Below are 20,137 nucleotides of genomic sequence, written 5' to 3' on the forward strand. Positions count from 1 at the left end.
ACTCATACCAAGGCGCTGAGATGCTGACGCATCACGCCTTGAAATTGCTCAGGCGCCGCGCGGGCTTGACCAACTCTCGATGAGTCAAGCTCATCGAGAGTTGGCATCAGTACGCGACGGTCAGCCCCTTGCCCTCCAGAGCCTCCGGACAGGGCCCGCCATAGGCCCAGTCCAGCAACTCCGCCGTATGCACCACGGGGATATCAATCCCGGTTCCGATTTGCGTCATGCAGCCGATGTTGCCGGTGGCGACCAGATCCGGCACCGTCTTGCGGATGTTGGCAACCTTTCGGTCCCTGAGGCGCGTGGCAATTTCCGGCTGGAGAATGTTGTAGGTGCCTGCCGAGCCGCAGCACAGATGCCCCTCCGGCACATCCTTCACGGTGAAGCCTGCGGCCTTCAGCAGGTCCTTCGGCTGGCGGGTGATCTTCTGCCCGTGCTGCATGGAGCAGGCGGAGTGATAGGCAATCGTCAGCCCGCCGGGACGCACCGGCGCGCCAAGATCCAGCCCGGTCAGAAACTCGGTGATGTCCTTGGCCAGACCAGACACCTGCGCCGCCCGCTCCGCATAGGCCGGATCATTGCGCAGCATGAAGCCATAATCCTTGATCGTCGTGCCGCAGCCGGAAGCGGTGATGAGGATGGCGTCGAGCCCTTCGCCGTCCGCCTCGCGCATCCACACATCCACATTGCGCCGGGCATTGGCGAGGGCATCCTCCTCCCGGCCCATGTGATGCACCAGCGCACCGCAGCAGCCCTCGCCCTTGGGCAGCACCACCTCATATCCGGCCCGCGTCAGCAGGCGGATGGTGGCATCGTTGATGGAGGGGGCCAGTACCGGCTGGGCGCAACCGTTGAGCAGGGCGACCCTGCCCTTCTTCGCCGCCGCCTGCGGCTGGAAGTTGCCCGGCGCCTCATACTGGCCACGTCCTGGCGCCTTGGAAGGAGCAAGCGAAAGCATCGCGCCCAGCTTGGCAAAGGGACCGCCCAGCGCCTTGAAGGCTCCCGCCAGCGGCCGGCCCATATAGGCCCCCACCAGCGCCAGCCGGAAGCGGCCGGGATAGGGCAGGACAGCGGCCAGCAGCGAGCGGATCAGCCGGTCAGCCAGCGGACGGCGCCAGGTCTGCTCAATATGGGCGCGGGCGTGGTCCACCAGATGCATGTAATTCACGCCCGAGGGACAGGTGGTCATGCAGGACAGGCACGACAGGCAGCGGTCCACGTGGCGCACGATCTGTTCATCCGCCGGACGGCCGTTTTCCAGCATGTCCTTGATCATGTAGATGCGCCCGCGCGGGCTATCCAGCTCATCGCCCAGCAGGGTGAAGGTGGGGCAAGTGGCCGTGCAGAAGCCGCAATGCACGCATTTGCGCAGAATCTTCTCCGATTCGGCCACATGCGGATCTGCGAGCTGTTCGGCGGTGAAATTGGTCTGCATGCATCACCTGAGGGTCAAGGGTCACAGATCCGGCGCGATACGGCCGGGATTGAGAATGCCTTTCGGGTCGAACTGGGCTTTCAGCCGCCGCGACAATGCTGCCAGCGCCGGTTCCTGCGGCTCGAACACCGGCACGCTGGACCGCGCTCCGGCATCGGCCCGCACCAGCATGGCATGGCCGCCGCCGTGGTCCGCCAGAGCATCACGAATGGGCACGTCATGCAGATTGCCATCAAGGCACTGCAGCCAGACGAGCCCGCCGCTCCAGTCAAAGAAGGCTTCCACCGGAATGCTCTGCCTCAGGCTGGCGAGATATCTTGCCCCCGAAGCTGGCGGCAGCGACACGCGCCAGACCGGCAGGCTGCCGCCTGCAAAGGGCTGGCAATCGCGGATCGCGGCCCAGGCGGCACGGGACGCCGTGTCCTCCAGCCGCTCCACGGCAGCCTCATCCGGCAAGTCCTCAGCCAGCAGGCGGGACAGTGCGGCAAAGCGGTAGTCGACAGAGGGACCGAAGCCCTCCAGCCGGATCAGCGTCACTGCCTTGTCCCGGTCCTGCCCGGCAAGGCCGAGCCTTGCAAACAGGCCCTCGGGCAGATGCGCCGCCGCCGACACTTCGGCAGGCATGCCCATCGCCCGGCAGAGGGCGGCAACCGCCGTGGCATCATCCAGCCCCTCGATCAGCAGGCTGACGCTGGTCTCCGCCCGTGGATTGACCTTGAGCGTCAGCTCGGTGGACAGCGCCAGCGTGCCCCAGGAGCCGCAGAGCGCACGGGGCAGATCGTAGCCGGTGACGTTCTTCACCACCTTGCCGCCTGCGCGGAAAATCTCCCCGCGCCCCGAGACGGCTTCCATCCCGAGCACGTGATCACGGGCAGCGCCTGCCTTGATGCGCCGGGGCCCGGAGAGATTGGCAGCCAGCGTTCCGCCCAGCGTGCCTCTCGCCGCAGCGCCGCCCAGCAGCGGGCCATAGTCCATCGGTTCGAAGGAAAGCTCCTGCCCCGCAGCGGCGACCGCTGCCTCGATTTCGGCCAGCGGCGTGCCTGCCAGCGCAGTCAGCACCAGTTCGGCAGGCTCATAGACGAGGATGCCGGAGAGAGCCGACAGGTCCGCCACAAGTCCAGCCTGAACCGGACGGCCCAGCGCCCGCTTGGAGCCCTGACCGATGATTTCAAGCGGCAGATCCCCGGCAGCCGCGTGGGCCACCAGGTCACGCAATTCTTCACCATTGCGGGGCCGCACGGCTTTCAGCGCAGCAGCATCTGGAGCCAAGGTGGTCTGGTCTGGGGTCATCTGTTCCACCTGCTCAAAAACGCGGAATGTCCGGGAAAGGCATTTTCCCCTTGTGCACATGCATGCGGCCAAGCTCGGCACAGCGGTGCAGCACGGGGAAGACCTTGCCGGGATTGAGGAGCTGGCGCTCGTCGAAGGCGCATTTGACCCGCTGCTGCTGCTTCAGGTCATCCTCAGTGAACATCTCCGGCATCAGGTCGCGTTTTTCGATGCCGACGCCATGCTCGCCGGTCAGCACGCCCCCCACCTCGACGCAAAGCCGCAGGATGTCGGCGCCGAAGGCCTCGGCAGCCTCCAGTTCTCCCGGCAGATTGGCATCATAGAGGATCAGCGGATGCAGGTTGCCGTCTCCGGCGTGGAAGACGTTGGCGACCCTTAGCCCATGCTTCTCCGACAGCGCCCGCATGCCGGCCAGCACACGCGGCAGCTCGCGCCGGGGAATGGTGCCGTCCATGCACAGATAGTCGGGCGAAATGCGCCCCACCGCCGGGAAAGCCGCCTTACGCCCGGCCCAGAACACCATCCGCTCTTCTTCACTGGTTGAAACGCGCAAATAGCCGGAGTTGTTGGCGCGGGCGATTTCCTCGACGCGGGCGAGGAGATAGTCCACCTCCGCTTCCGGCCCGTCCAGCTCCACGATCAGCAGTGCCTCGGCTTCGCGCGGATAACCGGCATGGACGAAATCCTCCGCCGCCTCAAGTGCCAGCTTGTCCATCATCTCCAGACCGCCGGGAATGATGCCGGCGGCGATGATATCCGCTACGCAGCGTCCGGCATCTTCGGTGGCAGAGAAACCGACCAGCGCGGCGCGGGCCGTTTCCGGCTTCTGCAGGATGCGCACGGTAACTTCCGTCACGACGCCAAGCAGCCCTTCGGACCCGGTCATCATGGCCAGAAGATCATAGCCTTCCGCATCCAGATGCTTGCCGCCAAGCCGGATGACCTCCCCCGTCACCAGCACCATTTCGAGGCCCAGCACGTTGTTGGTGGTGAGGCCATATTTAAGGCTGTGCACGCCGCCGGAGTTTTCCGCGATATTGCCGCCGATGGAACAGGCGATCTGCGAGGACGGGTCCGGCGCGTAATAGAAGCCCTCGTGCTCCACGGCGCGGGTGATGCCAAGGTTGGTCACGCCGGGCTGGACAGTGACGGCACGGTTGGGGAAGTCGATATCGAGGATGCGGTTGAACTTCATCATCGACATGAGCACGCCATCGGCCACCGGCAGTGCGCCGCCGGAGAGCGAGGTGCCGGCCCCGCGCGGCACCACCTTGACGCCGTTGTCATAGCAGTAGCGCAAAACAGCCGAGACCTGCTCCACCGTTTCCGGCAGCACGACGATCAGCGGCATCTGGCGGTAGGCGGTCAGCGCATCGGTCTCATAGGGGCGCATGCCGGTGTCATCGGCAATCACACCCTCTCCCGGCACGATGGCCTGAAGCGCGGAAACGATCTCCGCCCGGCGCGCCAGAATGGCGCCATCCGGCTGCGGCATGGCAAGTCCGGCCATTTTCTCTCCTCTCCGGCAAAAATGTGATCCATTCTTGCCCTCCTGCCCGTAAGACAGCAAACGGACCGGCTCCACCGCCCCGGAAATGCCCTCTGTCAGCCTTACGGAAAGGCAGTCTGGCAAAAAACCGGCGCAAGCGGAATATCCGGTCCCTTACTAGCTCTCTTTCCGGCGGGAATAAAATGAGCAATCTGACCGATATGGAAATCTTCGCCCGGGTCGTCACAGCCGGCAGCATGTCGGCCGCAGGACGGGAGATGGGGCTTTCCCCCGCCGTCGTGTCGAAACGCATCCGCCGGCTGGAGGACAAGCTCGGCACCCGCCTTCTGCAACGCACCACCCGGCAGATTGCCCTGACAGAGGCCGGCCATGGCTTCTATGACCGGGTTCTCGCCATTCTTGCCTCAGTCGAGGAAGCCGAGACCTTTGTGACACGTGGATCGGCCCAGGCGCGCGGCACGCTGAAGGTCAGCGCGCCCACATCCTTCGGCCGCATGCACGTGGCGCCTTATCTCGCCCGCTTCCTCGAAGCTAATCCGGACCTTTATGTCAGCCTCGATCTGTCGGACGAGTTCGCCGACATCGTCGGTGACGGCTACGATCTCGCCATCCGCATTGCCGAACTGTCCGACTCCAGCCTCGTTGCCCGGCGCCTTGCCCCCGTGCACCGGGTGCTCTGCGCCGCCCCGTCCTATATCGAGCGGCATGGCGAGCCGAAGAGCATCGATGATCTCGTCGAGAACCACGTCCGGGTTGCCGCCGCCGCGCAGGATCCCTGGCGGCTGATGGGGCCGCGTGGCCTGGAAATCGTCAAGACGGACGCCCCCTTGCGCACCAATTCCAGCGAGGTGGTACGCGAAGCAGTACTTTCCGGCGTGGGCATTGCCCTGCGCTCCACATGGGATGTGGGCCCGGAACTGCGGGACGGCAAACTGAAGATCGTGCTGCCCCAATACCGCGCTTCCAAGGACGTGGGCCTGCATGCGGTCTATCCGACCCGGCGCTTCCTGCCGGCCAAAGTCAGGGTTTTCATCGACTTTCTGGCCCAGCTCTACGGTCCGCAGCCCTATTGGGACGAGGGCCTGTCCGGCTGGCTCGGCAGCATGGAACGCGCGGCGGGCTGACGGCGTAGCTCTGCGTATGAGCCACAGTGACGCACCCGCTTGCAGCTTGAAAAGAGTAGAATATCTTCTCTGTGACCGGCTTGGCGGCCGTGACTGAGGGAGAAACGCGATGAAATATGTAGTGCTTGCTGCAGCCATGCTGGCTGCTGCGGCGACGGGGGCACGTGCCGACGGCGATGCCGCTGCGGGCGAAAAGGTCTTCAAGAAGTGCATGGCCTGCCATGAAGTTGGCGCGAGTGCCAAGAACAAGGTGGGGCCGGAACTGAACGGCATCGTCGGGCGCCCGGTCGCCGCGATTGCCGAGTTCAAATACTCGCCTGCCATGACCGAGTTCGGTGCCGGTGGCAAGGTGTGGGACGCGGAAACCCTTCACACCTATCTGGCGGACCCCAAGGGCCTCGTCCCCAAGACCAAGATGGCTTTTGCCGGTCTGAAGAAGGATCAGGAAGTCCTGGACGTGATCGCCTACATGAACCAGTTCAACGCGGACGGTTCAACCAAGTAATCCGGATTTCCGGACTTGCAAGGCCGGGCCCAGCGCCCGGCCTTTTGCGTTTCATGAAGATATTTATCATTAAAAATCAAATATTTTCGTCATGCCATGGCTCGACCATGGCATCCACACCGATACGTAACAACAAACTCGGCGCACAATATAACATCTTTACTTTTATTAAACGTAACAATACGCAACGGGATGGATGCCATGATCAAGTCATGGCATGACGGCGTTGATGTATTGAGCGCTCTGCTGCTCCCCCCTCAATGCGGCTCCCCGGTATCCGTGTGATGCGCCCGGATGCGGCGGACGGTCCACCAGACAGCGAGCAGCACCAGCGGCACCGACATCCCCGAGACCAGTCCCGGATCGGGCATGGGCACACCCGCTTCCTTCAGGCCCTTGGCGAGATAGCCCACCAGCCCCACCACATAATAGCTGACGGCAGCCACCGAGAGTCCCTCCACCGTCTGCTGCAGGCGCAATTGCAGGCGGGCGCGGCGGTTCATGGAATCGAGCAGATCCCGGTTCTGGCGTTCCATGTCCACATCCACCCGCGTGCGCAGCAGCGTCGTGGCGCGGGCAAGCTTGCGCGACAGGTTGATCTGCCGGTTCTCCACCGACTCGATGGTGCGCATCGCCGGGGCAATGCGGCGTGCAAGAAAGGAGGCCAGCCCGAGATAGCCGGGAACCGGGGCTTCCTCGATGGTCTCCAGCCGTGCCTTGAGAATGCTGTGATAGGCACGGCTCGCCCCGAAGCGGTAGGCGCTGGCTGCCGCCCCCGCTTCCAGATCAGCCGCCAGATCGGAGAGGCGCTCCAGCAGGTGGCGGTTGCTGTCCATGTCCGAGGCCCCGCGCATCTCCCCGGTCAACCGCACAAGCTCTTCCTCGATCCGCCGGACATCCGGAGAAAGCTCCGTCGCCATGGGCAGGCCAAGCAGCGCCAGCGTGCGGTAGGTTTCCACCTCGATGAGACGCTGTGCCAGCGCGCCGGTCTGGCTGGGCGCCATGCCCCTGTCGATGAGTAGAATACGTGTCAGCCCCTCGCCGTCCTGCCGGAAATCCGTCATGGCGACGGCCCGCCCCTCCTCGGATTGGAGAGCGGCCAGGCTTGCCCGGTCAAACCACCGGGCCTGCGCAGCCTCGTCGTGACCATTTTCCGGCACGGCATCCAGCCTTGCGGCCACCAGCATCGGTCCCGGAGCCCGGAAGCCCGATCCGAAGGGATGACCGGCGGGAATCCGCCCGAAGGGATGGCCGCCATCCGGCGCCACGTCAAAGGTGTAGGTGATGAACTCCGAATGCTGCTCCCAGCGCAGCGAGCCGCCTGCCATCGGCAGAACATGCGAGCGGTCGCTCTCCCCCGGCCCCTTTACACCCTGGCTGCGGCAGAGATCGGCAAACCAGATCCGGTCCTCGCTGATGGCCTTTGGATCGCAGGTGAAGGCGTAATGCAAAAGGATGCGCGGGCTTTCCAGCGCCCGGAACGGGCGGGCATGCAGCTCGCCCAGCACGGCTGCCCTAAGGTGATGCTTGCCGAATGGCAGCAAGCCGCCGGTCTGCTGCGTGTTTGCGTCCGCGTTCATTCTCGCCCCCGTCTTCCTGCCCCAAAGTGACGCAGTATCCTCGCATCTGTCATGCGCAAAATTGCGACGGAAGCAAGCTGCGACACAATGTAAGGGGACACGCAAAGCGGGTCTTGCAATTGGACAAGAAATTTGACCAATTAAAGCAGGGAGAACGGAGACTCGCATGTTCGCGAAGGTCAATCATGCCCGCACCGCCGATGCTGTGGTGGATCAGATCGAGCTTCTGATCCTCAATGGCGTGCTGCGCCCGGCCGACCGGCTGCCGCCCGAGCGGGAGCTGGTGGACCTGGTGGATGTGTCGCGGCCGATCTTGCGTGAGGCTCTGAAGACGCTGGAAGAGCGCGGGCTTCTGGTGAGCCGCCAGGGCGGTGGCACTTATGTGGCAGACCTGACCGGCTCAGTGTTTTCCGAACCTCTGCTGGACCTCATCGCCCGCCATCCCGCCGCCATCGAAGACTATCTCGACTTCCGCAGCGATATTGAAGGCCTTGCAGCCGCCAAGGCGGCGGCAAGGGCCACCGCTGCCGATCATGCGCTGCTGACTCGCATTGTGGAGGCCATGGCCGCTGCCTTCGAGGCGGAAGACCATGAAGCAGAGGCCCGGCTTGACGTGGAGTTTCATCAGGCCATCGGAGAAGCAGCCCATAACATGATCCTGCTGCACACCTTGCGGGCCTGCTACCGCCTGCTGGAAACCGGCGTCTACTTCAGCCAGCAGAAGCTCTTCCGCCATCCCGGCGCCCGCGAGGCGCTGCTGGACCAGCACCGGGCCATCCTCGCCAGGGTGACCGCCGACGACAGCGAAGGCGCGCAGCAGGCCGCAGAAGCACACATTGCCTTTGTGCGCCGCGCGCTGACGGAAGCCGGGCAGGAAGGCGCCCGCAGCGCCCTGTCGAACCTCAGGCTTGACCAGCGCATTGCCAGCCTGCCGAAACCCCGGCGCGCCAAGGCCAAATCAACAGCCAAATCAACAGCCAAACCGGTGGCCGCCCGCCAGACATGAACCCCGGACCGAAGTCCCGTTACCTTGGGAAGGATCTGAACGCATGCCCGTGATAACCGAGATCGAAGACCTCAAGCGGCTTTACAGGCGCCGCGTGCCGAAGATGTTCTACGACTATGCCGAGACCGGCAGCTGGACCGAACAGACGTTCCGGGAGAACTCGTCGGACTTTGACGAGATCCGCCTGCGCCAGCGCATCGCCGTCGACATGGCCGGACGCAGCACTGCGGCCAAGATGGTGGGGCAGGACTGCAAGATGCCGGTTGCGCTGGCACCCGTCGGGCTCTGCGGCATGCAGTCTGCTGATGGCGAGATCAAGGCCGCGCGCGCGGCCGAAAAATTCGGCGTGCCCTTCACGCTTTCCACCATGTCCATCTGTTCCATCGAGGACGTGGCGGAGCACACCAGCAAGCCGTTCTGGTTTCAGGTCTATACCCTGAAGGACGATGACTTCATGAAGCGCCTGTTTGCCCGCGCCAAGGCGGCAAGCTGCTCGGCCCTTGTCATCACGGTGGATCTGCAGGTGCTTGGCCAGCGTCACAAGGACCTGAAGAACGGGCTCAGCGCCCCCCCGAAGCTGACGCCCTCCTCGATCCTGAACCTTGCCACCAAGGTGCCGTGGGGGCTGGAAATGCTGCAGACCAAGCGGCGCTTCTTCGGCAACATCGTCGGCCATGCCAAGGGCGTGAGCGACCCCACCTCCTTGAGCAGCTGGACGGCGGAAGCCTTTGATCCCTCGCTGAACTGGGAGCGCATCCGCGAATTCCGCAGCTGGTGGGACGGTCCGGTCATCCTCAAGGGCATTCTCGACGCGGAAGACGCGAAGAAGGCGCTGGATGTGGGCGCCGATGCCATCGTCGTGTCCAACCACGGCGGCCGCCAGCTCGACGGCGCGCTCAGCTCCATCCGGACCCTGCCGAAGATCATGGATGCGGTGGGAGACAAGATCGAGGTCCATCTCGACAGCGGCATCCGCTCCGGTCAGGACGTGCTGAAGGCACTGGCGCTGGGTGCCAAGGGCACCATGATCGGCCGTGCCTTCGTCTATGGCCTGGGCGCCATGGGCGAGGCAGGGGTGACGCGGGCCCTTGAGGTGATCCACAAGGAGCTGGACGTCACCATGGCGCTTTGCGGCGAGCGCAACGTCAAGGATCTGGGCCGCCACAACCTGCTGCTGCCCGCAGACTTCGCCGACCGCTGGCGCTGACGAACGTCCGGGTCCGCCTCACCTCAGCAGGCGGACCCAGTTGGCGGCAAGGCGGGCGCCGGTGGCATCGGCACGGGGCGCGTGCCGGGCAATCTCGGCTTCCAGCCGCTGCGCCCAGTCCGCAGTGTTTTCGGCGATCATGCCGGCGAAATCCCGCGACCAGTCGCGCACTTCCGGTTCGGCTGCTTCGAAATGGAACTGGATGGCATAGGTCGCCGCGCCCATGCGGAAGGCCTGATGGCGTGTCTGGGCGCTTGTGGCCAGATGCACCGCGCCTTCGGGCAGATCAAATGTGTCATTGTGCCAGTGGAACAGCGGCGCACCCTCCCCCAGCGCCGACAGCACCGGATCCGCCTTGCCCGCATCGGTCGGCGTCACGTCATGCCAGCCGAATTCTATGGGCCTGCCGATGATGTTGCGCCCGCCGAAGGCACGGGCGATGAGCTGCGAGCCAAGACAGATGCCCAGCACCGGCCTCTGCTCCCCGTGAAAGCTGCGGATCAGATCACAGATCCCTGGCAGGAAGGGCGAGCCCTCGTCATCCAGCGCGTTCTGCCCGCCGCCAAAGACGGCGAGGCCGGAGAAACGCTCAGCGCGCTGTGGCACCGGTTCCCCCTCGAAGGCCTTCACCACGGTCACTTCGGCCCCCGCATCCTGAAGGGCGCGGCCCACTTGGCCATGGGGTGTGAGCGGATAGTTTTCGATGACAAGAACGCGCATGAGGTCTCCGGCGGGTATCGGCTGCGCCTGCGAATGTGGCAGTATCCCTACCCTAGTCAAGGGACGACGGCGCGCTGCCCTCCCTTTGAATGGAGATTTCGACATGCCGTTGCAGAACCGGGTCTGGCCCGATGGAGAGCTTGTCTCTCACCCTTGCCGGGGCCTGCTGATGGGCAACCGGGGTGGACGGCTGCATGATCCGGCAACGAAGACCATAAGGCGGTGGCAGACTTCCCGGCGCTGGATCTGCTGCGTCCTCTCCTTCAAGAACCGCCGCCGTGAGGTGATGGGCAAAGGCTACACGGAACTCTTCTTTCTGGATGAGGTGACGGCTCTTGCCGCCGGGCACCGGCCCTGCTTTGAATGCAGGCGGGCAGAGGCGCAGGCCTATGCCAGGGCAGCCGCCCGGCATCTTGGCCTTGAGGCCGCGCCCGGTGCGGACTGGATGGACCTGCAGCTGGCACCCGAGCGCGGCCCGCGCTGGCAGGGCAAGCCTGCTGACGGCGCGGCCCTGCGGACCCTGCCGGATGGCACCATGCTGACGGACGGAGCCGGATTTCTCGCCCTCAAATCAGGCCGCCTGCTGCGCTGGAGCCCGGACGGATATGCGGCCACGAACTTGCCCGACGGGCTGCAGGTCATCACCCCGGCGCTGTCTCTTGCGGCCCTGTCTGGCGGATATCAGCCAATCTGGTATCACACATCCTGAAGCTTCATTGCGGTTTCATTCACAAACCAGATCGGTTGCTTCAACGACTATCATTTGAAATTCCTGCCACCACGGCGCATTCTCCCGGCCCGGATACCCGGCAGAAGAGAGATTTGAAATGACGATGGCTGAAAGCCGGATTACCGCCCCTGCCTCCCCGCTGACCTCGAAGGACCTTGGCCTTTATGGCCTCACCGTCTTTTCCTGGGGCTTCAGCTGGATCGCCATGAAGGGGCAGGTGGCGAATGTCGCCCCCGAAGTTTCCGTATTCTGGCGTTTCGTGCTGGCTGCCGCCGTGATGCTGGGCTGGAGCGTGATCCGGCGGGAAAGGCTGGCCTTTCCCTTGAAGACACACCTGCGCTTTGCCGCGCTCGGGCTCTTCATTTTCTCCACCAACTTCACCCTGTTCTACTACGGTGCCAAATATCTGCCCTCCGGCCTGCTGGCCGTAGTGTTCTCGCTGGCTTCCGTCTTCAATCTGATTCTCGGCGTGGTTCTGTTCCGCCAGAGGCCGAAGCTGATCATTCTGGGCGCCGGGCTCATCGGCTTTACCGGCATTGCCCTGATGTTCTGGCCGCAGATTGCAGGGGCTGAACTGAACCTTGATGCGCTGAAGGGCCTTGCCCTGTGCACGGCCGGCACCCTGTCCTTCTGCCTCGGCAACATGGTGTCCTCGTCCAACCAGAAGGCGGGCATCAGCATCACATCCGCCACCACATGGGGCATGATTTACGGCATGGGGCTGCTCGGCACCTTCAGCCTGCTGCGTGGCGACAGCTTTGCGGTGGAGCCGACACTCACCTATCTCGGCAGCCTCGCCTATCTGTCGATCATCGCGTCCGTGCTGGCATTTGCCTCCTACCTGACGCTGCTTGGCCGCATCGGTCCGGCGCGGGCGGGCTATTCCACGGTTATCTTCCCAGTGGTGGCGCTGACAGTTTCCACCATCTTTGAAGGCTATGTCTGGACCTTCGCTGCCCTGCTCGGCCTCGTCCTCGTCATTGCAGGCAATGTGATCATGCTGCGCAGCCGGTAAGCGGCAGGCCTATTCCGCCGCCTGCGGCACCGACAGGTTGTCGAGAGACGAGATGATGTGTTCCACCAGCGCTTCCGTCACACGGGAATGCTGGTGCCAGGAGCGCATGACGGCAATCTCGCACTCCGGCAGCTTGGGAAAGCCATCAGCTTCCGCCAGCACCCTCATGCCGGGACGCAGAGCCGATTCAGGCAGCACCGAGACAGCCAGACCCGCCAGAACGGCAGCACCCACGGCGGTGGAGTTCCAGCTGGAATAAAGCAGCCGGTGCTCACGCCCGACCGAGCGCAGCGCCAGAAGCGCCGCACGCCGCCAGCCGCAGGTGGCACGGCCAAGTGCCAGCGGCAGCACGTCCTCATTCTCCACCGCATGGCGGGCTGACGTCACCCAGAGCAGCGGCTCGCGCCGGATCACCTCGTCGCGCTGGCCGCCGGGCTTTTCCACGTGGGTGATGATCGCCACATCCAGCTCATTGGCAACAACGAGATCGATGAGGTTGGCAGTCGGGGCACAGACCACGCTGACCTCCGCCTTGGGATTGGAACGGGAGAACCGCGCCAGAATCTCCGGCAGGAAGCGATCGGCATAGTCATCTGGCGTGCCCAGCCGCACCATGCCCTGCACTTCGGTTTCGTCGAAGGCGGCCAGCGTCTCGTCATTCAGCTGCACCAGACGGCGGGCATAGTGCAGCAGCTTCTCGCCTTCTTCGGTGAGCCGGGACAGGCGCCCGTCACGCATGAAGATTGGGCGGCCGATTCTCTCCTCCAGCCGCCGCATCTGCATGGACACGGCTGACTGGGTCTTGTGCACCATCTCCGCCGCGCGGGTGAAGCTGCCATATTCGGCGATGGCCACAAACGTGCGCAATTGATCGAGATCGAGCATCAAACCCTCGCCATACAGATGCCGGAGGCGCGGAAATACAGGACTTTTCCTGCATTGCGGCGCCTTCCATCACCAACATTGATCAAACCCATTAAAAAACATTCGTTAGATAAATTCAAGCGGCTCTGACATGGTCCCCCTATCGGAAGAGCGTAAAACTACTGAGCTCGGCCGGATGAATATGACACACACTGACGGGAGCGCAGCCTCCCGGAGATGAAGGAGTTTGACGCCATGTACGCCCCGCTCAAGACGCAGCTGATCCACCGCATCGCCGGTATCGCAGCGCGAGCATGGCGCGTGCTGCGTAACCGCCATCAGGCGCGCAAACTCAATGACCTCACAGATGCTCAGCTCGCGGATATCGGGCTGACAAGGGGGGATGTTCGCACGGCTCTTGCGGCGCCCTTCTTCCGTGATCCGTCATTTGCCCTGACCAAGGCCTCCCAGCGCAACACGCATGCGCCGCAGGTCAAGGTCCCGGCCAGCATCGTGCTGATCCCCCAGACCCGCAGAACCGCCGCAACGGTTGCCGCTGGCTCCAACGCAGGCCCGCAAATGGCTGCCTGAGACTGATGGACGGGATCTCGCCTGCCGCCGTCCCCCCGCGCAGGCTTTGAGGTCTGGTCCATCGCCTTACCCCGTCGGCGATTGCCTTGCCGACAATACCTGGCCCGCCTCCCCCGGCGGGCCTTTTTTTATCTCACGCCCGGCCCGGCAAGGCAGAGGGGCCGAAACGCTCGAACAGGCCTTCGATCGTCTTCATGTGGTTTTCCTGAAAGGCGCGGCCGGCGGACAGCCAGTCTTCAACAATGGATGCACCCGGCGCAGGCGCCTGTGCGGCCGCCTCAGGCTCGGGTACGCTTTCGGGGGCTGGAGCCGGTTCAGGCTTGCGTGCCGCTGCAGCGGGGCGGGCCGGGGCCTCAGGCGCGGCTGGCGCCGGCGCAGGCTGCGCGCTGCTGCCCTGCCCTGCGGCGGGCATTCCCCAGAAGCTGGCCGCCTTGCCGGCCGCATCTGCGGCAGAGCCGAAGAAGCCCGACCAGAACGACTGCACCGCTTCGCCATAGCCTGCCATCATCGCCACACCCGGCATGGGCTTCGGGCGGCCGCGGGCATAACCGGCCATGAAGGCATCCAGCAGGTCACGCGCCTGCCCTTGCAGGAAAGGCCGGGCCACATTGCCAAGCGCCAGCGTTGCGGCAACGGGCATCAGCGCGGCCACCGCCTCCTGCTGTACGCCCGTGAAAGCCGAAATCTGCGAAGCCACCGCCTTCTGCAGCGGATCGGAGCCATAGAACCACGGCACGGGCGCAGCCGAGAAGGGTTCGGCCATCACGGACGGCCCCTGTCCCTGCAGGAAGCTCATGAAGGACTGGAACGCGTTGGGCGCGGCCGTCGTGTGCTTGAGGCCGGTGAAGGCGGTGGGGATCAGCGCCCCCATGGCCCGGGCCACATCTGCCTCATTGAGGCCGAACTGCTGGCGCACGGCATCGACAACCTGTGCGGGATCGAAGGAGAAGGGATGACCTGCCATGCCGTTCATAATGCCTCGCACCGGATCGTGAGCTTTCCCCATGATCCGCGCAACGGCGGCGCACGTCAAATGGCGCGTTGCGCCTGAGCCGCTTCCAGCCCGCCCATCAACAGGGAGTTGAGGGGCAGGCCGGTCAAACGGGCCTCTTCAGTAGGCGTAATCCGCATAGGCGCGGGTTACATCGCCCTGCCATTCGCCGTGGAACTTCGCCAGCATCTGGTCTGCCGGGGAAATGCCGAGGGCCAGCGTCTCTTCCACGGTTGCCAGATGCACGCGCTCATCCTGGCCGCCGTCATTCAGGCGGGCGCGGCGCTTCAGGCCTTCCAGCGACAGGGCCGTCATCTGGCGGGCGAGATCCAGCACCTTGCCCTTTCGGAACGGCGTCTGAAGACCGTGGATGGGCACGCCATTGCGCAGGGCAAGGCGTTCTTCCACCGTCCAGTCTTTCACCATCTGCCAGGCATCCTCAAGGATGCCCTTGTCATAGAGCAGACCCACCCAGAGCGCGGGCAGTGCGCAGATCTTGCGCCAGGGGCCGCCATCGGCGCCGCGCATCTCCAGATATTTCTTCAGGCGCACGTCCGGGAAAAGGGTGGACAGGTGGTTGTTCCAGTCGCCGATGGTCGGCAGCCCATCCGGCAGCCGGTCCTTCAGCGCCCCGTTCATGAACTGGCGGAAGGTGGTGTCCGTCGCGTCATGATAGGTATCGCCGCGCTTGACGAAATACATCGGCACGTCGATGGCCCAGTTCACGTAGGACTCAAAGCCGAAGCCGTCCTCGAAGGCGAAGGGCATCGGCCCGGTGCGGTCCGCATCCGTGTCCTTCCAGATTTCGGCGCGGAACGACTGGAAGCCATTCACCTTGCCTTCCGTGAAGGGCGAGTTGCCGAAGATCGCGGTGGCCACCGGCTGCAGCGCGAGGCTGACGCGCAGCTTCTTCACCATGTCGGCTTCGCTGGAGAAGTCGAGGTTCACCTGAATGGTGCAGGTGCGGTACATCATGTCGAGGCCGAGCGAGCCGACCTTCGGCATGTAGTTGGTCATGATCGCATAGCGCGACTTGGGCATGACCGGGATCTGGTCCCGCCGCCAGTCCGGCGTGAAGCCGAGGCCCAGGAAGCCGATGCCGAGCGGTTCGGCAATCTCGCGCAGCTGTGCCAGATGCGCATGGGTTTCGCGGCAGGTCTGGTGCAGATTGTCGAGCGGCGCACCCGACAGCTCGAACTGCCCGCCCGGCTCGATGGAGATCGCACCGCCGGCGACCGGATCGGCAAGGCCGATGATCTTGTCGCGGTCCGAGATGCGCTCCCAGCCCAGCATGCTCTCCATGCCCGTCAGCAGGGCCTCGATGCCACGCGGCCCCTCATAGGGAACCGGAGAGAAATCCGCCTTGTAGAAGGGAAATTTCTCGTGCTCGGTGCCAAGGCGGAAGCCGTCTTCCGGCTTGCAGCCCGACTCCAGATGTTCAGCGAGTTCACGGGCGCCCGAAATCGGCGTGGAATCAACGGTATCGCGGGCCATGCGTCGTCTTTCAAACTTGAGATCGGCGCGCACATTACCGGGGGCCTGCGCGCCACACAATCAAACTTGTTTGATGAATGGGGTTACCAATCGCCAATTACCGATTGAACAATCGCCAGCGCGGCCACAGCGGCCGTGTCGGCGCGCAGAATCCGCGGTCCAAGCGGAATGGCGGTGACGAAGGGAAGGCTCTTCAGCTGCGCGCGTTCGGCTGCCGAAAAGCCGCCTTCCGGGCCGATCAGGACAGCGGGCGGCACAGCGGCTCCCCCTTCGTCCCTGAGGGCTGAGAGCAATTGCAGCGGGTTGGCACCATCATCGCTTTCGTCGCAGAAGATGATGCGCCGCTCCCCTTCCCGCGCTGTCCAGTCCGCCAGCACGGCAGCAAAAGCCCGGGGCTCCTCGACCGTGGCAAGGCCAAGGATGCCGCATTGCTCGGCTGCCTCGATCACATTGGCGGTCATGCGTTCGGTGTTGACGCGGGCTGCCTGAGTGTGCGCGGTGATGACCGGCACCAGCCGCGCCGCTCCCATCTCCACCGCCTTCTGCACCATGTAGTCGAGGCGGGCGTGCTTCAGCGGCGCGAAGAGATAGACAAGGCCGTCAGAGGACGGCTGCGGCCGCGTCTGCTCATGCGGGCAAAGCAGGACGCTCTTGCGGCTGGGCAGCTTCAGGCGTGCACGCCATTCCCCGTCCCGGCCATTGAACAGCAGTACCTCATCACCCTCTGCGAGCCGCAGCACGTTGAGAAGGTAATTGGCCTGCGTCTTGTCTGCGGCAATTTCTGCATCCGGGGCAAGCGCAGCCTCCACAAACAGGCGCTGCATGCGGAATTCGTATTTGGCCATGGCGTCATCCTGATTGGGCAGGGGGCTGGTGGCTTGCAGAACAAGCGGGAACGCCGCCCCTTTGTGGGGGGCGGCGTCCAATCATTCAAGCCTTGAGGCTCATGTCAGGCCGTTGCCGGGCCCTCGCCTGCGCCATGGGCATTGCCATGGCCCGCCGGCTTGTGGTGGCCGGCTGCGGGCACCTCATCGTCCTCGTCCGTCTTCTTGTGGTCGCCGTGGCCGATGTACATGTAGAACATCGGCACGACGAACAGGGTGAAGAGCGTACCGACCGCAAGGCCCGTGCTGATCACCAGACCGATCGAGTAGCGGGCCGCAGCGCCGGCACCTTCCGACATGACGAGCGGAAGGACGCCCAGCACCATGGCGCCGGTGGTCATGAGGATCGGGCGCAGACGCTCACGCGCAGCTTCGATCATCGCATCCTGCTTGCTCAGGCCGTGCTGCTCACGCTGGGCATTGGCAAACTCGACCATGAGAATGCCGTGCTTGGTGATGAGGCCCACAAGCGTGATCATGCCCACCTGCGTATAGATGTTGAGCGTTCCCGCCCCCATGAACAGCGGCACAACGGCACCGAAAATCGACAGCGGCACCGACATCATGATGATGAAGGGATCGCGGAAGCTTTCGAACTGGGCGGCGAGCACGAGATAGATCACGATCACCGCGAGGCCGAAGGCCATGATGATGGTGTTGCCTTCGTTCACCTCAAGGCGCGACTGTCCGGCATAGTCCTCGAAGAAGCCTTCCGGCATTTCCTCGCGGGCAATCTGCTGAAGGGTCGCAAGGCCGTCACCCGTGGTCACGCCCGGCATCGGCAGGGCCGACAGGGTTGCCGAATAGAGCTGGTTGAACTGCTCTTCGGCCACGGCCGTTGCATTGGTCTCGATCTTCACCACGGAAGACAGCGGCACCATGGCTCCGCCCGCCGAGCGGACATAGAGCTCCGCCAGACGTTCGGGGTTCATGCGGAACTGCTTGTCCACCTGCGGGATGATTTCGTAAGCGCGGCCATCACGGTCGAACTTGGCAACCTGGGCATCACCCACAAGGATGTTGAGGGTCTGACCGATGGTCGAAACCGGCACGCCCAAGGCGGCTGCACGGTCGCGGTCGATGGTGACCGTGGTCCGGGGCTTCTCGAAGGACATCGAGTTCTGCACCACGATGAACTTGCCCGAAGCAATGGCACGCTGCTTGACCTGCTCCGCCACTTCATAGACCTGTTCGGCGGAGCCGGTGGTCTGAAGGACGTACTGGATCGGCAGGCCGCCGCCGCCGCCCGGAAGGGATTCCGGCGCGAAGACGAAGGCTTCCACACCCGCAGATTTCTGCAGGCCTGCCTGCACGATCTGCTGGATCTCCTTCTGCGACTGTTCCCGCTCCCCCCAGGGCTTCAGCACCCAGATCGCGAACGCGCTGTTGGTGCCGCCGAAACCGACGATCTGGAACCGCGTGTCCACACCCGGCGCATGATCGGTCAGTCCATAGAACTGGTTCGTGTAAAGCTGGGTGTAGTCGGATGTCGCATATTGCGGAGCCGTCACAAGCGAGAACAGCGCGCCCTGATCTTCTTCCGGAGCAAGCTCGGAGGAAATCTTGACGAACATGAAGCCCGTCAGGCCCATCAGACCGATGACAACGATGAGGGTGACCGGCTTGTAGTTGAACGAGGCCTTGAGGCGGCGCCCGTACCAGGTCGTAAGCCGGGAGAAGATCCGGTCCACGAACTTCTGGAAGCGGCTCTGTTCTGCCGTGAGAAGCCGCGAGGACATCATCGGTGACAGCGTCACCGCGACGAAGCCGGAGATGAACACAGCACCAGCCAGCGTGAAGGCGAACTCGCGGAACAGCGCGCCGGTCAGCCCCTGCGCAAAGCCGATCGGAGCATACACGGCGCCCAGCGTGATCGTCATGGCCACCACCGGCCCGAAGATTTCCTTCATGCCGATGATTGCCGCCGGAATGGGCTTGAGGCCTTCCTCCAGATGCCGGTGAATGTTCTCCACCACCACGATGGCGTCATCCACCACGAGGCCGATGGCAAGCACCATGGCCAGCAGCGTCAGGGTGTTGAGCGAATAGCCCAGCGCCCAGAGGAAGAAGCACACACCGATGAGCGACAGAGGGATGGTCACAATCGGGATGATCACCGAGCGGAAGGACCCGAGGAACAGCAGGATCACCAGAATCACGATGATCACGGCTTCGCCGATGGTCTTGAACACTTCCGTGATCGAGGCGCTGATGAACTGGGTCGAGTCATAGGTGATCACGACCGACATGCCCTCAGGCAGGTTTTCCTGCAGCTTGGGCAGTGCATCGCGGATGCCCTGTGCCGTGTCGAGCGGGTTGGCGGACGGCGTCGGCATGATGCCGAGGAAGATGCCGCCCTGCCCGTTGAAGGACACGCGCACATCGGTGCTCTTCGAGCCGAGTTCCGTGCGGGCCACGTCACGCAGGCGCACCACTTCGGTGCCATCGGAGCGGATCGGCAGTGCACCGAAGGCTTCCGGCGTCTGCAGCGTGGTCTTCGTCTCGATCTGATAGGCGACGTATTCGTTTTCCGTCTTGCCGGGAGCAGACAGGAAGTTCGCGCTCTGGATGGCCGAAAGCACCTCTGCTGCCGTCACATTGCGGGCGGCGAGCTTGATGGGATCGATCCAGATGCGCATCGAGAAGGTCTGCTCACCCAGGATCTGCGCATCCGCCACGCCTTCGACAATCGAAAGCTGCGGCTGGATCACGCGGGAGGTGAACTCGGTGATTTCCTGCGGCGACATCACATCCGACAGCACGGTCAGATACATAATGGCGAAGGACTGGCCGGTGCCCTTCTGGATGATCGGATCTTCGGCCTCCGTGGGAAGCTGTCCACGCACCTGCTGCACCTTGGAGATGACCTCCGTCAGCGCCTTGTCCGGGTCAGAATTCAGCTTCATGTTGACCGTGACGGTCGACACGCCGAGCGTACTTTTGGACGATACATAGTCCACGTTTTCCGCCGAGGCGACAGCCTTGGCGATGGGCGTGGTGATGAAGCCCTGAATGAGGTCCGCACTGGCACCGACGAAGGCCGTCGTCACGGTGATCACCGTTTCGTCGATCTTCGGATACTGGCGGATGGTCATGTTCAGGATGCCCTGCGCGCCCATCAAAAGGATCAACACGTTGACCACAATTGCCAGCACTGGCCGCCTGATGAAAATTTCGGAGAAATTCAT

General features: G+C 63.8%; 17 protein-coding genes. 7 read left to right on the plus strand and 10 right to left on the minus strand.

Annotated elements, in window-relative coordinates:
* Window positions 1-106: 106 nt before the first annotated feature.
* The 3 genes from glcF to H163_RS0103740 are packed head-to-tail and all read right to left on the minus strand — an operon-like array spanning window position 107 to window position 4,238.
* Window positions 107-1,438 (minus strand): glycolate oxidase subunit GlcF, encoded by a 1,332-nt coding sequence (gene glcF / locus H163_RS0103730; RefSeq protein WP_019963207.1) that lies wholly within the window; start codon window positions 1,436-1,438, stop codon window positions 107-109.
* A 21-nt stretch (window positions 1,439-1,459) separates the two neighbouring features.
* Complete coding sequence (glcE, locus tag H163_RS0103735; protein ID WP_019963208.1) at window positions 1,460-2,728, minus strand: glycolate oxidase subunit GlcE; 1,269 nt, start codon at window positions 2,726-2,728, stop codon at window positions 1,460-1,462.
* A 13-nt stretch (window positions 2,729-2,741) separates the two neighbouring features.
* On the minus strand, window positions 2,742-4,238 hold the full coding sequence (locus H163_RS0103740) for an FAD-linked oxidase C-terminal domain-containing protein (RefSeq protein WP_019963209.1): 1,497 nt from the start codon (window positions 4,236-4,238) through the stop codon (window positions 2,742-2,744).
* Window positions 4,239-4,420: 182 nt separating this feature from the next.
* Here H163_RS0103740 and H163_RS0103745 point away from each other — a divergent pair, with 182 nt between their 5' ends.
* Both H163_RS0103745 and H163_RS0103750 read left to right on the plus strand, forming a co-directional pair.
* Entirely contained in the window at window positions 4,421-5,362 is a 942-nt protein-coding gene (locus H163_RS0103745; RefSeq protein ID WP_019963210.1) for a LysR family transcriptional regulator, read from the plus strand.
* Window positions 5,363-5,471: 109 nt separating this feature from the next.
* The gene (locus H163_RS0103750) at window positions 5,472-5,867 is read left to right on the plus strand and encodes a c-type cytochrome (RefSeq protein ID WP_019963211.1); all 396 of its coding nucleotides are present in this window, start codon (window positions 5,472-5,474) and stop codon (window positions 5,865-5,867) included.
* Window positions 5,868-6,124: 257 nt separating this feature from the next.
* On the opposite strand, the gene H163_RS0103755 is transcribed toward H163_RS0103750, so the two are convergent.
* A complete protein-coding gene (locus H163_RS0103755; protein ID WP_019963212.1) occupies window positions 6,125-7,447 on the minus strand; it encodes a DUF3422 family protein in 1,323 nt (440 codons plus the stop codon).
* A 166-nt stretch (window positions 7,448-7,613) separates the two neighbouring features.
* Here H163_RS0103755 and H163_RS22135 point away from each other — a divergent pair, with 166 nt between their 5' ends.
* Complete coding sequence (locus H163_RS22135; protein WP_019963213.1) at window positions 7,614-8,453, plus strand: FCD domain-containing protein; 840 nt, start codon at window positions 7,614-7,616, stop codon at window positions 8,451-8,453.
* A gap of 43 nt (window positions 8,454-8,496) precedes the next feature.
* A complete protein-coding gene (locus H163_RS0103765) occupies window positions 8,497-9,660 on the plus strand; it encodes an alpha-hydroxy acid oxidase (RefSeq protein WP_019963214.1) in 1,164 nt (387 codons plus the stop codon).
* An 18-nt stretch (window positions 9,661-9,678) separates the two neighbouring features.
* On the opposite strand, the gene H163_RS0103770 is transcribed toward H163_RS0103765, so the two are convergent.
* Entirely contained in the window at window positions 9,679-10,380 is a 702-nt protein-coding gene (locus H163_RS0103770; RefSeq protein WP_019963215.1) for a type 1 glutamine amidotransferase, read from the minus strand.
* 103 nt (window positions 10,381-10,483) lie between these two features.
* On the opposite strand from H163_RS0103770, the gene H163_RS0103775 reads away from it, so the two are divergent.
* Together H163_RS0103775 and H163_RS0103780 are read left to right on the plus strand one after the other, a co-directional pair.
* Window positions 10,484-11,089 carry a hypothetical protein gene (locus H163_RS0103775; protein WP_026355414.1) on the plus strand — a complete coding sequence of 202 codons (606 nt, stop codon included), beginning with the start codon at window positions 10,484-10,486 and terminating at the stop codon, window positions 11,087-11,089.
* A 118-nt stretch (window positions 11,090-11,207) separates the two neighbouring features.
* Complete coding sequence (locus H163_RS0103780) at window positions 11,208-12,125, plus strand: DMT family transporter (protein ID WP_019963217.1); 918 nt, start codon at window positions 11,208-11,210, stop codon at window positions 12,123-12,125.
* 9 nt (window positions 12,126-12,134) lie between these two features.
* Here the strand turns inward: H163_RS0103780 and H163_RS0103785 are convergent, their stop codons facing one another.
* Window positions 12,135-13,010 (minus strand): LysR substrate-binding domain-containing protein, encoded by an 876-nt coding sequence (locus H163_RS0103785; RefSeq protein WP_019963218.1) that lies wholly within the window; start codon window positions 13,008-13,010, stop codon window positions 12,135-12,137.
* A 234-nt stretch (window positions 13,011-13,244) separates the two neighbouring features.
* On the opposite strand from H163_RS0103785, the gene H163_RS22140 reads away from it, so the two are divergent.
* Window positions 13,245-13,580 carry a DUF1127 domain-containing protein gene (locus tag H163_RS22140; protein ID WP_160118247.1) on the plus strand — a complete coding sequence of 112 codons (336 nt, stop codon included), beginning with the start codon at window positions 13,245-13,247 and terminating at the stop codon, window positions 13,578-13,580.
* Window positions 13,581-13,713: 133 nt separating this feature from the next.
* Here the strand turns inward: H163_RS22140 and H163_RS23585 are convergent, their stop codons facing one another.
* From H163_RS23585 to H163_RS0103810, 4 genes are all read right to left on the minus strand, one after another.
* Entirely contained in the window at window positions 13,714-14,544 is an 831-nt protein-coding gene (locus H163_RS23585; RefSeq protein ID WP_147290388.1) for a DUF937 domain-containing protein, read from the minus strand.
* 147 nt (window positions 14,545-14,691) lie between these two features.
* A complete protein-coding gene (locus H163_RS0103800) occupies window positions 14,692-16,065 on the minus strand; it encodes a glutamate--cysteine ligase (RefSeq protein ID WP_019963221.1) in 1,374 nt (457 codons plus the stop codon).
* A gap of 83 nt (window positions 16,066-16,148) precedes the next feature.
* Window positions 16,149-16,910, minus strand: a complete 762-nt coding sequence (locus H163_RS0103805) for a 16S rRNA (uracil(1498)-N(3))-methyltransferase (protein WP_026355415.1) — start codon at window positions 16,908-16,910, stop codon at window positions 16,149-16,151.
* A 104-nt stretch (window positions 16,911-17,014) separates the two neighbouring features.
* A complete protein-coding gene (locus tag H163_RS0103810) occupies window positions 17,015-20,137 on the minus strand; it encodes an efflux RND transporter permease subunit (protein ID WP_019963223.1) in 3,123 nt (1,040 codons plus the stop codon).

This window comes from Pannonibacter phragmitetus DSM 14782 (assembly GCF_000382365.1).
In the GTDB taxonomy this organism is placed as follows: Bacteria; Pseudomonadota; Alphaproteobacteria; order Rhizobiales; family Stappiaceae; genus Pannonibacter; species Pannonibacter phragmitetus.

Bases quoted from the DNA above. Each gene is read 5' to 3' on its own strand.
- glcF (WP_019963207.1), bottom strand. From the start codon at position 1,438: ATGCAGACCAATTTCACCGCCGAACAGCTCGCAGATCCGCATGTGGCC.
- glcE (WP_019963208.1), bottom strand. From the start codon at position 2,728: ATGACCCCAGACCAGACCACCTTGGCTCCAGATGCTGCTGCGCTGAAA.
- H163_RS0103740 (WP_019963209.1), bottom strand. From the start codon at position 4,238: ATGGCCGGACTTGCCATGCCGCAGCCGGATGGCGCCATTCTGGCGCGC.
- H163_RS0103745 (WP_019963210.1), top strand. From the start codon at position 4,421: ATGAGCAATCTGACCGATATGGAAATCTTCGCCCGGGTCGTCACAGCC.
- H163_RS0103750 (WP_019963211.1), top strand. From the start codon at position 5,472: ATGAAATATGTAGTGCTTGCTGCAGCCATGCTGGCTGCTGCGGCGACG.
- H163_RS0103755 (WP_019963212.1), bottom strand. From the start codon at position 7,447: ATGAACGCGGACGCAAACACGCAGCAGACCGGCGGCTTGCTGCCATTC.
- H163_RS22135 (WP_019963213.1), top strand. From the start codon at position 7,614: ATGTTCGCGAAGGTCAATCATGCCCGCACCGCCGATGCTGTGGTGGAT.
- H163_RS0103765 (WP_019963214.1), top strand. From the start codon at position 8,497: ATGCCCGTGATAACCGAGATCGAAGACCTCAAGCGGCTTTACAGGCGC.
- H163_RS0103770 (WP_019963215.1), bottom strand. From the start codon at position 10,380: ATGCGCGTTCTTGTCATCGAAAACTATCCGCTCACACCCCATGGCCAA.
- H163_RS0103775 (WP_026355414.1), top strand. From the start codon at position 10,484: ATGCCGTTGCAGAACCGGGTCTGGCCCGATGGAGAGCTTGTCTCTCAC.
- H163_RS0103780 (WP_019963217.1), top strand. From the start codon at position 11,208: ATGACGATGGCTGAAAGCCGGATTACCGCCCCTGCCTCCCCGCTGACC.
- H163_RS0103785 (WP_019963218.1), bottom strand. From the start codon at position 13,010: ATGCTCGATCTCGATCAATTGCGCACGTTTGTGGCCATCGCCGAATAT.
- H163_RS22140 (WP_160118247.1), top strand. From the start codon at position 13,245: ATGTACGCCCCGCTCAAGACGCAGCTGATCCACCGCATCGCCGGTATC.
- H163_RS23585 (WP_147290388.1), bottom strand. From the start codon at position 14,544: ATGGCAGGTCATCCCTTCTCCTTCGATCCCGCACAGGTTGTCGATGCC.
- H163_RS0103800 (WP_019963221.1), bottom strand. From the start codon at position 16,065: ATGGCCCGCGATACCGTTGATTCCACGCCGATTTCGGGCGCCCGTGAA.
- H163_RS0103805 (WP_026355415.1), bottom strand. From the start codon at position 16,910: ATGGCCAAATACGAATTCCGCATGCAGCGCCTGTTTGTGGAGGCTGCG.
- H163_RS0103810 (WP_019963223.1), bottom strand. From the start codon at position 20,137: ATGAATTTCTCCGAAATTTTCATCAGGCGGCCAGTGCTGGCAATTGTG.